General features: G+C 66.9%; 11 protein-coding genes. 10 read left to right on the top strand and 1 reads right to left on the bottom strand.

The annotated features are described in order from the left end of the window. The first annotated feature begins 37 nt into the window (after positions 1-37). Both ABTV10_RS14535 and ABTV10_RS14530 read left to right on the top strand, forming a co-directional pair. Entirely contained in the window at positions 38-1,852 is a 1,815-nt protein-coding gene (locus tag ABTV10_RS14535; protein ID WP_499028000.1) for a DEAD/DEAH box helicase, read from the top strand. Next, the gene (locus ABTV10_RS14530) at positions 1,852-2,409 is read left to right on the top strand and encodes an SWIM zinc finger family protein (protein WP_499027999.1); all 558 of its coding nucleotides are present in this window, start codon (positions 1,852-1,854) and stop codon (positions 2,407-2,409) included. The genes ABTV10_RS14535 and ABTV10_RS14530 overlap by 1 nt, the downstream gene beginning before the upstream one ends. Positions 2,410-2,610: 201 nt before the next feature. Here ABTV10_RS14530 and ABTV10_RS14525 read toward each other — a convergent pair whose 3' ends face one another. Next, positions 2,611-3,105, bottom strand: a complete 495-nt coding sequence (locus ABTV10_RS14525) for a GNAT family N-acetyltransferase (RefSeq protein ID WP_499027997.1) — start codon at positions 3,103-3,105, stop codon at positions 2,611-2,613. 97 nt (positions 3,106-3,202) lie between these two features. Between ABTV10_RS14525 and ABTV10_RS14520 the strand changes: the two genes are divergently transcribed. The 8 genes from ABTV10_RS14520 (at position 3,203) to ABTV10_RS14485 (ending at position 13,744) form a co-directional block, all read left to right on the top strand. Then, on the top strand, positions 3,203-4,168 hold the full coding sequence (locus ABTV10_RS14520; protein WP_499027994.1) for a LysR substrate-binding domain-containing protein: 966 nt from the start codon (positions 3,203-3,205) through the stop codon (positions 4,166-4,168). Positions 4,169-4,179: 11 nt separating this feature from the next. Next, positions 4,180-4,803: an RNA polymerase sigma factor gene (locus ABTV10_RS14515; protein WP_499027993.1), complete on the top strand. Its 624-nt coding sequence runs from the start codon at positions 4,180-4,182 to the stop codon at positions 4,801-4,803. Continuing rightward, positions 4,796-5,731: a hypothetical protein gene (locus ABTV10_RS14510; RefSeq protein ID WP_499027991.1), complete on the top strand. Its 936-nt coding sequence runs from the start codon at positions 4,796-4,798 to the stop codon at positions 5,729-5,731. The genes ABTV10_RS14515 and ABTV10_RS14510 overlap by 8 nt, the downstream gene beginning before the upstream one ends. 508 nt (positions 5,732-6,239) lie before the next feature. Further along, positions 6,240-7,442, top strand: coding sequence for an MFS transporter (locus ABTV10_RS14505; RefSeq protein ID WP_499027990.1), 1,203 nt, complete (start codon positions 6,240-6,242; stop codon positions 7,440-7,442). Positions 7,443-7,907: 465 nt separating this feature from the next. Further along, positions 7,908-9,863, top strand: a complete 1,956-nt coding sequence (locus ABTV10_RS14500) for a vWA domain-containing protein (protein WP_499027989.1) — start codon at positions 7,908-7,910, stop codon at positions 9,861-9,863. Between the two features lie 281 nt (positions 9,864-10,144). After that, positions 10,145-10,591 (top strand): hypothetical protein, encoded by a 447-nt coding sequence (locus tag ABTV10_RS14495; protein ID WP_499027987.1) that lies wholly within the window; start codon positions 10,145-10,147, stop codon positions 10,589-10,591. 295 nt (positions 10,592-10,886) lie between these two features. Next, positions 10,887-12,518 carry an alpha/beta hydrolase gene (locus ABTV10_RS14490; protein ID WP_499027986.1) on the top strand — a complete coding sequence of 544 codons (1,632 nt, stop codon included), beginning with the start codon at positions 10,887-10,889 and terminating at the stop codon, positions 12,516-12,518. Between the two features lie 425 nt (positions 12,519-12,943). Further along, positions 12,944-13,744, top strand: a complete 801-nt coding sequence (locus ABTV10_RS14485; protein ID WP_499027985.1) for a helix-turn-helix domain-containing protein — start codon at positions 12,944-12,946, stop codon at positions 13,742-13,744. The last annotated feature ends 6 nt before the right edge of the window (positions 13,745-13,750 follow it).

Below are 13,750 nucleotides of genomic sequence, written 5' to 3'. Positions count from 1 at the left end.
TGTACGTTGTCAGGATACTCCGTACACCATACGCCGCTTGGGGGTCATTCTGCTCAGCACAAACGCCACCTATCTGCCGGATCGGCACGTGTTCGCGCTCTGGACGTGGGCGGGGCGCGGCGCCGGCCCGGCCCCGAGCGGCCACGGTGATCGCGAAGCCCTCGTGCTGGCGCTCCCGACTGGCCTGGACGGCGCCATCGACATTGTCGACGTGGACGCCACGCTCGTGGACCCCGCGTCCTTCGCGGGTCTGACGATCGAACCGGCGGGGGAATCGGTGACGCTCTGGCAGGAGGCTCTGCGTGCGGTCGTCGTGGCCCCGCTCGCCGAGGCGGCCGCCGAGCGACCCGTGCTGCCCATCGCGGCCCACGCGGTGCCCGACGCTCGCGGCACCGCGATCGTCTCGGCGGAACACGCCCTGGGCGTCTTGCGTGATACCGAGGCCGTGGCAGCGGAACTGCGCCCGACGCTGAAGGCGCAGCTGCGGCCCTATCAGGCCCGCGGCGTCGGCTGGCTGCGGCAGACCGTCGCCGAGCACGGCGGCGCGGTGCTCGCCGACGAGATGGGACTCGGTAAAACCGTGCAGACCATCGGTTTACTGCTCGGCCGCGCCGAGGCGGGGCCGCAACTCGTGGTCTGCCCGACCTCGCTCGCCGGAAACTGGGCGCACGAGATCGGCCGCTTCGCGCCGTCGCTGCAGGCCACCGTCTGGCGCGGCGGTGAGATCCACGCCGAACCCGGAACCGTCGTCATCATGGGGTACCCGATCCTGCGCCTGCACGGCGGGCTGCTGGCCGAACAGCGCTGGACGACGGCGGTTTTCGACGAGGCGCAGGCGCTGAAGAATCCGCGCACCCAGGTCTCGAAGGCCGCGCGGGCGTTGGACACCGCCGCGACGGTTGCGCTGACCGGCACGCCGGTGGAGAACCATCTCGACGAGCTGTGGGCACTGGTGAACCTGGTGTCGCCCCGGCTGCTCGGGCATCGGGCGCAGTTCCGGCGGCGGTTCGTCCAACCGATTCGGGAGGGCTCCGTCGCCGCCGCAGCGCGGTTGCGTGACGCCATCGAACCGGTCGTGCTGGCGCGCAAGAAGGTCCAGGTTGCCACGGCGCTGCCGGCGAAGATCCACAACGACCTGCTCTGTGATCTCACCGCCGAGCAGGAAGAGATCTACGACCTGCTGCTCACGGAGGCGATCGGTGACGGATTCGGTTTCGGAATCGAGCGTCATGGCCGGGTGCTGGCGGTCCTGACCTCGCTGAAGCAGGTCTGCAACCATCCCGGGCTGGTCACCGGCGAGCTGGGGGAGCTGGCCGGACGGTCCGGGAAGCTCGACCTGTGCACCGATATCCTGGCCACCAACCTGGAAACGGCCAGCCCGACTCTGGTCTTCACCCAGTACCGCCGGACCGGTGAACTGCTCGTGCGTCATCTCGCCGATCGGTTCGCCGTCGCGGCGCCGTTCTTGCACGGCGGGCTGAGCCAGACCGACCGCGCCGAGATCGTGTCCAGGTTTCAGGCCGCGGACGGACCGCCGATTCTGGTCCTGAGCCTGCGCGCCGCCGGCACCGGTCTGACGCTGACCCGCGCCGCCGACGTCATCCACTTCGACCGCTGGTGGAATCCTGCGGTCGAGGCGCAGGCGTCGGACCGTGTACACCGGATCGGCCAGACCCGCACGGTCACCGTCACGACGCTCACCTCGACCACCACCGTCGAGGAACACATCGCAGGCATGCACGATCGCAAGGCTGCGCTCACCGATCTCAGTGACACGGCGGGCATCGCCGCGCTCGCCGGGCTCGACGACGACCAGCTGATCGAGATCCTGCGCCGCAAGAGGGAGAACTGATGGCGGACAACGAATTCGGCTACACCGCATGGGGAATGGACTGGGTGCGCCTTGTCGAGCCGATGCACCGGAGCGGACCGGTGCGCCAGCTGCTCCCTCGCGCCCGTAGCCTCGCACGCAACAACTGTGTGCAGGCCACCGTCGAAGGACGGTTCGTGCGCGCCACCATCCACCGCGGGGAGCAGGCGTCGGTGACCCGACTGGAGGTGGCGCCGCTGACCCGGACGTCGATCACCGCCATCGCGGGGATCGTTCCGGATACCACCGTGCTGACCGACGACACGCACCGCAACATCGTCTCGGGCGGAATCGCGCTCGCGCCGGTTCTCTCGGACACCGACTGCTCGTGTTCGGCACGCTCGGCGCCCTGCCTGCACCTGCTCGCCCTGCTCTACGAGATGGCGCGCAGGGTCGACGAGAACCCGCGGCTCGCGCTGGACGTCCAGGGGTACTTTCATGCCGCAACGCACGATTCGGCGGTGGCGATGCCGGACGCGCGCTGGACGCCGATCAGCGCTCTCGATCCGACGGTGTTCTTCGAGAGGGTGTCCCGCTGAGCCGCTCACCATCGGAGTTGACGTCCGCCAGCCCGTGCCGGTGGACCAGGTACACCGCGCGCATCTTCCGTTCGCGGCTGCCCTCGCCTTCCCCCTCGAGGAATGGGTGCGCGAATTTCGAAGCGCGCGAACACAAGTCATCGACATCCTCCTCGTCGGTGGGACGATAGGTGCGAATCGTCGGATTCGGACGACTGCCCGTCACGTCAGTTCCATGAGAACGTCGGCGCGAGGGTAGTAGCCGGGTGCCAGGGGAAGCTGAGAGCGATCGGTTCGAACGAATCCGGCCTGCTCGTAGAGGTGGAGCGCCGCCCCGAGTCTGCTACTCGTGCCGAGGAATACGCGTGAACCTCCAAGCTCGCGTGCACGCCCGATCGCAGCGGTGAGGAGCTGCCGTCCGAGGCCGCGGCCCTGAGCTGCCGGTCGCACGCCCATCTTCGCCAGCTCGACCACACCGTCCGGATATGTGATCAGAGCGACACAGCCGAGAGCGGCCCCACTCTCGCGGTCGCGGGCGATCAGAACGTCACCCCCCGGCTCGACGATCCGGCCGACGGGGTCGGCGAGGAGCGCCCGCTCGGATTCCTCGAGGCTGAAGTACTGCGTGACCCATTCCTCGCTGATCTCCTGGAATGCCTTTGCGTCGTCCTGTGTGGCGATCGATGCGATCACGATCGGTCCCGGCGAGGTCACCATTCTCCGAACATCCTCTCTCTTTGCTCGGGCCAAGCTTCGCGCCGCACGTATCGATATGTCCAATAAGTGTCGGATGGCGATTCGATAAGTTGCAGATATGGATCTGCGCGTCGAGCTCCGGCATCTCCGTTACTTCCTCGTCCTGGCGGAGGAACTCCACTTCGGGCAGGCGGCATTCCGGCTGGGCATTGCCCAGCCGGCCCTCTCCCAGCAGGTCAAGCAGCTCGAGACGTACGTCGGGGTTCCGCTGTTCGATCGGACATCCCGCAAGGTTCGCCTCACCGACGCGGGGGCGGCACTCGAACCGCGAGCGCGGGACCTCCTCTCACGCCTCTCCTCGGATCTGGAGGAGGCCCGCCGTGTCGGCCGGGGAGAGGCCGGACGGCTCGAGGTGGCATTCATCAATTCGGCGACCACCATTGTGAGCGACCGCCTCCGCGCCTTCTCTCGTAACTTCCCAGACGTACAGGTGAAGCTGCGCAACGGATTCACTGTCAACGTCCTGGACGCTCTCGAACGAGGTACGACGGACGTCGGAATCGTCCGGGACCCCGAAAGCCGTACCGGCATCGACCTCAGCCTCCTCGAAGTCGAACGGTTCGTCGCCGTGCTTCCCGCGACGCATGCCGCGGCCACGGCCACATCCGTGCGCGTCGACCAATTCGCCACCGACCCGCTGATCCTGTACCCGCGCGCCGCCGGAACCCGGGCGTTCGAAATCAATACCCAACCCTTCCGTGAAGCCGGCGTCGATGTCGTTGTCGCGCAGGAGTGCTCGGATTGGCCCACCATTATCGCGCTGGTCGCGGCTGGTTTCGGCGTCACGCTTGCCCCCTACAGCGTCACTGGTCAGCTACCACCCGGTGCCGTGCGGTGCGAACTGGATGCTGGGCGCCAGCATGTGAGTCAGATCTTCCTGGCCAGCCGGTCGGGAGACACGCGTCCGCTCGTCCGGTCCTTCATCGCAGCAACTGGGCGCGAAGACGATCGACGAAGCGACCCGCTTGCGGCGCCTGCGGACAGCGCCGCTGAGTGGCCCGTGAACCGGATCCGGCGCCCATGACAAATGAGCACGTGGACATTGATGTACTCCGTGAGGTCCCTGGCCCACGAGACAATGAGCTGATCGCCCGGTCGCTGACGGATCCGGACGCCTTCGCGGGGATCTTCGATCGTCACTTCGGCACGATTCATCGATATCTCGCTCGTCGGGCGGGAAACGATGCGGCGGATGATCTCGCCTCGGACGTGTTCGTGGTCGCGTTCGGTCGTCGGGCCGATTTCGACCTCTCATACGAGCATGCGCTGCCCTGGCTGTACGGAATAGCAGGCAACCTGCTGAACTCGAACCGTCGCCGCCTGGTCCGGGACATCACCCTGCTCGCTCGCCATCCCAGGCCCGACGGCTCGTTGCCGTTCGAGGACCGGGTCGACGCCTCGATCGACGCCCGCCGCGAGGTCCGCGCACTCGAGCGCCGGCTGCGGCGACTCTCGCCGGCGGATCTCGACACGCTGCTCCTCTACGCGTGGGAAGAGCTCAGCTACCCCGAAATCGCCGAGGCGCTGCAGATCCCAATCGGAACCGTGCGTTCTCGCTTGAACCGGCTCCGCCGCAAGCTGCGTGAACCGGAACCAGACGAACTGCCAACAACAGGGCGACAGCAGACCGAACCGGGGCAAGGAGATCGACATGGGTGACTTCACGGAGATCCGTAGTCGGCGACCCGAGCCGCAGCCTCCCCACGCCGAGGTCATCCTCCGAGCGAGACGAAACTTGATGCGCGCCATGGAAACCGAGGAGTCCACGCAGCAATCTGTCTCCGAGGCCGCCGGATCGTCGAAGAGCGTCGTCACCGTCGGCAGGTTCCGACGCCGGCCGGGGCGGGTGACGGCGGGCGTCAGTGCCGCATGTGTCGCCGTCTCGGTGCTCGTCTTCGCGGTGGGATACGACGAAATGGGTGTTCCCGAACACAGTCAGGTGGTCACGGTGGGTGCGGCACGCACACTGGAGCAAACGGCCGACCTGGTGGCGGCGACGACCGATCCGATCGAGACCGGACCGATCCGGCACCTGCAGTTCACCAACCTTACCGATGCCGGTCATCCGACGTACGACACCTTCGTGCGCCCGGACGGAACCGCACTCGTCGGCAAGGTCGGCGGGGACCTTCACGAAACGTCCGGGTACCTGACGACGGCGCAGCTGGACGGGCTTGCGGTCGGTACCGACGGACTGCGGACGCAGATGCTGAGCCTGTCGCAGCAGCTGGGACTCGGGTACATCGACGAAGCCCCGGACCGGGCACTGTATCGGTTGGCGACCAAGCTGCTTCCGGACCCCGCAGTCACCCCCGAGGTCAGGGCCGGTATCTACCGAGTCCTCGCAGGGCTCGATCTCGAGGCGATCCAGGCACGTGACCTCGGCATCGGTACGGATCGGACCGGGCGGCCCGGCTACGTCCTCGAGTTCACCTTCGAAGAGGGCTACGTAGACCGGATGGTGATCGACAGCGGGACCGGGGCGCTGCTCAGTGTCGAGACACTGGACCGTGAAGGGGAAGTATTCGGCGGGCAGGTCAACGTCTTCGCCGAGATGGTCGACCGCATGCCGCCGGCGCACCCGTGAGATGCAGTATGTGTGCTGCGGACTGCCGATCGCCGTGCTGGGCGGCGATGGCGACGGCGCCAACAAGGAGCAACAGCAGCGCGAGCGCTTCACCGCTGCCAACGTACCTTCGGCGCGACACACCTGCGCGAATCTGGCAGCCCTATGTGCCGCCCCGGAGGAACTGTCCCAGTACAACCCGCATCTTCCGGCGATGACCGTCTCCAGGTGCCATCCACCGGAATGGTCGAGACACCGACGTCGCATCTCGGCCGTATGCGGGAAGCGGAAGACGACGGTTGTCCAGTGTCCGTCGTGAAAATCCGTTCGCTTGGTTTGCATCGTTCTGCGAGGGTGGTCGACATGGGGAGGGCGACAGATCGGCGGACCGGCGTGGGGCTGTTGTCCCCGCGCAGTGGTGGCCGGCGCGGACGAGGACGCGCTCCCACTGCCGGTCGCCGCCAGTGCGTTCGACCTTCCGCTCGCACCAGATCCTGCGCACCTGTCGATCGAACCGAGGGGGAATCTCGTGCCGATATGGCTGTTCGCGCTGCTCGTGGCAGCATTCGTTTTCTACACCGATGACTACGTCATCGCCGGTGTGCTCCTCGAGATCTCGGGTGATCTCGCGGTCAGCGAAGCCGCCGCCGGACAGTTGATCACTGCGTTCTCTCTCACGGTCGCCGTTGCCGCTCCCGTGGCAGCGGTCGTGTTCGCGCAGACGCCACGGCGCAGGTTGTTCTCGCTGGCGGTAACGGTGTTCGTCGCGGCGAACGTCGCCGCCTCGCTGTCGACTTCGCTGGCGATGTTGATGGTCCTACGGATCGTTGCGGCGGGCGCCGCGGCGGCCGCGACACCGGCGTTGTTCGCCTTCGCTGCCGCACACGCGCCTTCCGCGCGGACCGGCCGATACGTCGCGGTCGTTGCGCTCGGTGTCACGGGTTCGATTGCCATCGGAGTGCCGCTCGGAGCGTGGATTGGCGGGCACCTGGGGTGGCGCGCGACCTTCCTCGCTGTGGCGGTGGCCGGCACCGCCTCGTTGGTGTTGCTACTCGGGTCACTGCCGAGGCGCGGCGACAGAGAAGCCCTGGTGGCGAGTCTTCCCGAGCAGATCCGGGCCCTTGCGGCCCCGGCGATCTCCCTCGGGCTGCTGGCTAACACGGTGCTGATGACCGGCTCGATGATGATGCTGACATACCTGGCTGCATACCTCGACATCGTCACCGCAGCGACCGTCGAACAACGTGCGCTCGCGTTCGGACTCTCCGGACTCGCGGGCATGCTCGGAATCTGGGGCGGCGGTGCCGCGTCGGACCGGTGGAACCCGGACCGCGCGCTCACGATCGGCGTCGGAACCTTCACCGCGACCATGCTCGGATTGTGGCTCTGCGGTATCACCGCGCCCGCACCGTTCTTGCTCGTACTGGTCATCGGAACCGTGTGGGGCGCAGCATCCTTCTGGAACTCGCCCGCGATACAGGGCCGCCTGTACATGCTTGCCGGCCCGCTGGCGCCGCAAGCCCTCGCTCTCAATACCTCCGGCACCTACCTTGGTGTCGCCGTCGGAGGAGTGCTCGGCGGCCTCACACTCACCGAACTCGACGAAGCCGCGCTCCCCGCGGTGGCTGGCGTCTTAGGCGTCTGTGCTCTCGTGTTGCTTCGAGCGGCCGCACGATCCGCCGACCGCAGCATCACGACCATTCCTTCCGACGACGGGACCGCATCGACGTGATGTTGAGTGTGCCAGTTACGACGCCGTCAGGTCCGTAGTCAAGCGGTCAGATCACGGCCCCACCGAAGAGTACGCTCACCAGTCCGCCCACGATGAACGCAGCGACGCAGAGCCCCCGGATCGGGTCTCCAGCGTCCGCGCCCTCTCGAAATCAGTTCATGATCTCGGTCGAACCCATTTCGCCACCCCCACAGTGATATTGCGTTGAAATGTATCCGGCGACTTCTTCGCCCGTCCGCCCGACAGTGTTGCCAATGTGCGCGTCCGGGAGTCGAACAGCCGCCCTCATGTTCCGAATAGCGCGGATTGCTCGACGTCATCCGTCTGGTCATCGATCCGTTGCACTGGTCACCGTTGCACTGGTCACCGTTGCACTGGTCACCGTAAACGGGTGGACGAGGCCCCGTATAGCGTCTGTATGGTCGGTCCCGGAAGTGAGTTGGCACACGAAGCAGGCGGGGGACGATGCCGAAGATTGCTGAGCGACTGTCGAAATTGACTGCGGGGATGGCCGCGGGACTGATCGGGCTGACGATGGCTGCAGCACCGGCAGCGGCGCAGGGGAGTAGCGAATCGGGTGCACAGTACGCGCCGACGATGCTCATCCTCGATGCGTCCGGATCCATGCAGCGTCCCGATCCGGCAGGAACGATGATGGATGCGGCGAAGAGGGCCGTCCATGCATTCGTCGAAACGGCACCGGTCGACTCGAAGGTTGGCTTGACGGTGTACGGCACCGGCACCGGCAGCGACGATGCCGAGAAGGCCGCGGGCTGTCGCGACATCCGCGTGCTCCGCCAGGCTGACACGCTCGACCGGGCCGGCCTCAACAGTGCGGTCGACAGCGTGAAACCGAGCGGCTGGACGCCGATGGGCAACGCGCTGCGGGAGGCCGCCGCAGCCCTACCGAGCTCGGGACCGCGCTCGATCGTGCTGGTCTCCGACGGAGAGGACACCTGTTCGCCACCCGAACCCTGTGAGGTCGCCAGGGAATTGAAGACGCAGGGTGTCGATCTGGTGATGCACGCCATCGGCTTCGGGGTCGACGCCGCGGCGCGCGCGCAGCTCACGTGCATGGCCCGGGCCACCGGAGGCACGTACACCGAGGCCGCGGACGGACCGGCTCTGGAGCGAGTTCTGCCGAGGGTCACCGCCGCCGCCCTGCGTAACTACGAGGCCGCCGGAACGCCGATCGCCGGAACCGCCCAGTACAACGGCGCGCCGGTGGCGCGGCCGGGGCAGTACCTGGACACGATCGGGCAGAAGGAGACCCGCTACTACGCCGTAGACATCCCCGACGGGGCCACCGCCTACTTCAGCGGAACTATCTCCTTTCCCCGCGTGCCCGATGTCCCCAGCGTCGAGGATATGAACGTCCTGAGCCTGCGGGTGTACGGCAGGGACGGGCGAGACTGCAACAAGTACACATTCGAGCAGGTCACGAATTCGAGTGACGGGGCAGCGCTCACGGTCGCCACCGCATTCGACGGGGCGACGAAGGATCGCCCCATGGACGGCACCAGCGCCGACACCTGCAAGGGCGGCGGCCGCTACTACTTCGCGCCGACCTGGGACAAGGTCTCCCGTGGAGTGCCGGAACGGCTGCCGATCGAACTGCTTGTCGGAACCGAATCCGCCGCAACCGATCCCGGCCCGCCTGCGACCACGGCCCCGACCGCCTTCACTGAACCTGTAGGTGCCGGAACCCCTGCCGTCGGAGGCGGGTCATTCAACGTAGCCACCGAACTCGACGGCAGCGGCCGCTACACCGACACCCTTCAGACCGGCGAATTCGTGTTCTACAAGGTCGAACTGGACTGGGGACAAGGACTGGCATACCGCGTGCACTACGACGCGAACGGTGGCCGCGGCGTGGAGAACGTCTCGAACATCCAGACGGTGCTGTACGCCCCGACCCGCGAAGAGCTCGACCGGGACTTCGCGGCGTACACCGGCACCGACGCCGTACTACCGGCGAACGAACCGGCATTCGCCACGGTGCCGGTCCGCTACAACAACCGAGAGTCCACTGTCGTCGAGACCCGCCGGCAAGCCGTGCCGGGGTGGTACTACATCGCGGTGAAAGCGGGCTCTACCGCGAAGGAAGGCGAGAAGCGGCCTATCCCGATCCGACTGGACCTGACCGTGAGCGGGACGCAGGAAACAGGTCCCTCGTACTCGACTGCGATCACCGACGCGATCTTCGGCGAGAACGCCACGACCGCGACCGCCGACGATGCGGCGGCCAGTGATCCCGCCGGTGGCGGCGCGGCGGCAGATGCTGCCAACGACGTAGCGGCAGCGGCAGACACGTCCGACTCGGCGTCCTCGACCACGGGTGTCGCGATCGCCGTTGCTGCTGCGGCGGTCGTGCTGTGCGGTATCGGCGGCTGGCTCGTGATGCGTAGGCGCCGCAGGTAGACCTGTGCGTGCGGCATACGAGTGCGTTGTCGGTGACTGTCTCTGCGTGAACCGAGCCGGGCTCACCCACATCAGACCGGTGGATGACATGTCCGGGTGAATCGGTCGGCAGGCAGGACTGGGTCCGATGAGTTCTCGGGCGGCCGCCGGTCTATCTGTATGAGCGAGCAGTCGACTATCGCGTGCTTTCCGTCGCGGAGCGTACGGCCTCAGGAAATGGAACGATTGCAGTGCCGGGAGGGCAGGGACGCCCGTCGGTTGCGGATACGAGAGGACCAACAATGACAGTTGCCGCAGACACGATGCGTCCGTTCGACAGCGTCATCGGACGGTGGAGGACGTCGGGAACGGTGTTCGACGAGCAAGGGCAGGAGGTGACGACCATCGCCGGCACCGACGAGTACGAGTGGATGCCCGGCGGTATGTGGGTCATCCATCGTGTCGACGTGATGATCGGCGACAATCATGTGCAAGCGCTGGAGCTGATCGGCGACCACGACACCGAGACCGACACGTACGCCATGCGGGCATTCGACGGCTCCGGGACATTCGGGACGATGACCGCACGTCTGAACGCGGACGGCACGTGGACGTTCCTGGGCGAAGGGATGCGTAGCATCCTCCGGACGTCCAAAGACACGTCGTCGATGACGGCCCGCTGGGAGCGGCAGGACGAGTCCGGCCACTGGATTCACTGGATGGATATGGGCTTCGCTGCCATAGCGTGACAGCGCGCATCAGGCCTCGGTCGCGATGCCGGTCTGGCGTTCGGAATTGAACAGGATCGCTCTGCCGAGTCCCGCCTGGAACATTCCGTCACCGAAGAGGCTTACGGACCGGACTACGGCAAGTCGGCCGAGGCCCGGCGACCGACGTAGCGCCGCTACGCTTGCGGCCCATGTCCGCTGGATGGACGATCCGTTCCTAGCGACATCGAGAAACTTCACTCGGCACCGGAAGCCAAGCCTGTCGCGGGTGGACCGGATTCTGCGGAAAGTGCTCGCGCGCAGTACCGTCGTGGATGTGCTGAATTCGGGGAGCAGTATTCGAAAGTCACAGTCCCGTCCCGCTCGCAGGGCTCGCCTCGGTGCCGTCGCGATCGGGTTGACGGTCGGATTCGCCTCCGCCGCAGTACCTTCAGCTGCGGCCACCCCAGCAGGCAAGGAGCTGGCCTGGGGCCCGTGCCCCGCCGAGTATGCGCTCGATCCGGACACCGACCAGTGTGGATCCGTCACGGTGCCGCGCGACTACGCGAATCCGGGTGCCGGATCGATCGACGTCCTCGTCACCCGTCACCGCGCCGAGGACCTGGACGCGCGTCGGGGCGTGCTCTTCACCAACCCCGGCGGGCCCGGCGGCGACGCGATCGCGTCCAACAGCATGATCGCGCAGGCACTTCCCGAGCAGGTCCGCCGGCAGTGGGACGTCATCGGTGTGCAGCCGCGGGGTCTCGCGCATGCTGGGGCGGTCGAATGCGCCGTCACCCCGGAGTTGCTGGCCGCGATGAACATCGGATTCGCTGGCGGGGCGGCGCGGCTGGCGTGCGACGGTGGGGCACCCGGCGCCACCGCGCACATCACGACCGAGAACACCGCGCGCGACTGGGAACAGGTACGGATCGCGCTCGGCGCTGACGTGATCGATGTCTACGGCCTGTCGTACGGCACCATTCTCGCCTCGACGTACGCCACATTGTTCCCCCAGCACACGGGACGGATGGTGCTCGACTCGGCGGTCGATCGCGACTGGTTGTGGAACGACGTCCTGTGGCGCCAGAACGACGGCTACAAGACGCGGTTCTACGACCTCATGGACTGGATCGCGGCCAACGACGCGACCTACGGTCTCGGCGACACCCCGCTGAAGGTGTACCAGCGTTGGTCCGACCGCATCGTCGAGGAGGCAGGCGGCAACCCCACCATCGCGCCCCCACCGGCCCAAATCGGCGACGTCCCACCCGGCCTCGAGGCTGTCGCCGACGCGTACCGGTCCGGTGTCGATCTCACCGGGCCCGCCCGGGTCCAGTTCGAGGCGTTCGTGCGTCGTATCGCCGATCCGAACCACGTCCAGACCACGTCCAGCCTCTACGCCGCCACACGCCAAACGCTGCCGGCCCGGAACGGCTGGCCGATGATCGCCCGCGTCATCCGGGACGGCCTCGGATCCCTCCCTGACGGTGCGCCCGGCGACGTCACTGAGGAGCAGCTCGACTCGATCGTCCAGGCCCAGATGATGCAGGCCGTTGTGCTCTGCAACGAGAACGCGGTCGCGCCGCGGCCCGTTCGGCTTCCGGGTTGGCTCTTCTCGACGTTCGTCACCGGCGACCTGTTCGACGCCATCGGCTACGGCTACAGCGCAGGTGCGGGGTGCGTGGGCGCGCCGCCGGTGACCGCGCTACCGAAGGTCGGCAACCGCGGTTTGGTCACGGCGCCCCTTGTGTTGCAGGGACTGCGGGACCCGCAGACCCCCTATGACGGCGGTGTTCGACTTGCCCGCGACATGGATGCGCACCTGGTGACCGTGGAAGGCGGGGACCATGGCGCTGCCATTCAGGGCGGCAATATCACGGTCGATACGGCGATCACGGACTACCTGCTGACCGGGGCCACCTCCGTCACCTATGCGCCGGAGGCGCCGATCACCGCGCCGCTGTAGCGCGCGGACAAGACGCACGCCACGGGGACATGGCCAGTTCCAACATCGGGTTCGGGCGGCCGGCTCCCTGCGGTCTGCCGGTTCTTCTCACTGCTCGGGCACGCCGACGTTGTCGCTCCAGCAACTGTGGTCCCGAAGGCGAAGGCGAAGGCTCCGCTGAGCGGGCTCTGCGGCTGCCACATATGCGGTTCTCGGGTCCCGACGGGCAGATGACCACGGCCGGCGGGACTCGCCGACCGGTTCGCGGCTTTGGCTGGTGGGTGACGAGGACGAGCACGCTGCCGCAACACAGTCGTCGTGTCGTCGGTAGTACGGGTACCGACCACGAGATGTTGTGGTTCCCGAGGTTCGTGGCCCGTGCCGTCGGGCGATTGTCGGTGACCAGACTGTGCCCCCGGTCCGCCGACCGATGCGAGAATGCATCAGTGGAACTGCGCCGGGCATCTCGCGAGGCCGGCATCGTCGTGGTTTCCGCGAGCGAACATGTGGGCCTCCCTCGTGTGCACAGAGCCGTGCCCGCGTTGTCCGCTCGGCTGGTGGTCAGCCTGGGCGACCCCGTCGAGGTTCGATACGGCGGACAGGTGCAGCACATGCAGGCGGTCGTCGCCGGACTGATGCGGCCCGGAAAGGCCACGCCGTCCCTCGTCCTCCGGTCGCACCAACCGACGGTGTACGTGGAGTTGTCGCCTCTGGCGATGCACCGTCTTGCCGGATTACCACTCAGCGAAGTGGATGCGGGCGGAGTCGGTGCCGATGCCCTTCTGCCGTGGGTCGCTTCTCTGAGCGAGGAGCTGGCGAGTCACGCTGCCGAGCAACGAGAGTGGCTGATGCGAGTTCGTCTCCTGGAGCGTCTGGAACGGGCGACGCGGGTCGCCGTATCGAGTGACGCCCTCGAGCTGCTGCACGTCATCCAAGCAAGCGGTGGCAGGGTGCGTGTCGACGAGCTGGCTCGACAGGTCCACTTGAGCCCACGGCACGTGCGACGCGTGATGGGGCGGGCGTTCGGGATCGGTCCGACGCTCGCTTCACGCATCGCGCGGTTGGCGGCGGCCGTCGGTCGGGCCGGTGACGGTGCCGACTCGTGGGCTCAGGTTGCAGCCGAAAGTGGCTACCACGACCAAAGTCACCTCGTGCATGATTTCAACGAATTCATGGGGACAACACCATCCGCATGGTTGGCGGAGGAAGGCCGAAATCTACAAGGCTGGCGCCGTCCTTCCCGGTGATCATCG

It is taken from the genome of Paraburkholderia sp. RHO2, from assembly GCF_050955445.1.
Taxonomy (GTDB): domain Bacteria; phylum Actinomycetota; class Actinomycetes; order Mycobacteriales; family Mycobacteriaceae; genus Prescottella; species Prescottella agglutinans_A.
The sequence above is the reverse complement of the archived record's forward strand: the minus strand, read 5'-3'. Positions and strand labels throughout refer to the sequence as shown.

Coding starts and splice junctions, on each gene's coding strand:
- ABTV10_RS14520 (WP_499027994.1), top strand. CDS start 3,203: ATGGATCTGCGCGTCGAGCTCCGGCATCTCCGTTACTTCCTCGTCCTG.
- ABTV10_RS14500 (WP_499027989.1), top strand. CDS start 7,908: ATGCCGAAGATTGCTGAGCGACTGTCGAAATTGACTGCGGGGATGGCC.
- ABTV10_RS14495 (WP_499027987.1), top strand. CDS start 10,145: ATGACAGTTGCCGCAGACACGATGCGTCCGTTCGACAGCGTCATCGGA.
- ABTV10_RS14530 (WP_499027999.1), top strand. CDS start 1,852: ATGGCGGACAACGAATTCGGCTACACCGCATGGGGAATGGACTGGGTG.
- ABTV10_RS14525 (WP_499027997.1), bottom strand. CDS start 3,105: ATGGTGACCTCGCCGGGACCGATCGTGATCGCATCGATCGCCACACAG.
- ABTV10_RS14510 (WP_499027991.1), top strand. CDS start 4,796: ATGGGTGACTTCACGGAGATCCGTAGTCGGCGACCCGAGCCGCAGCCT.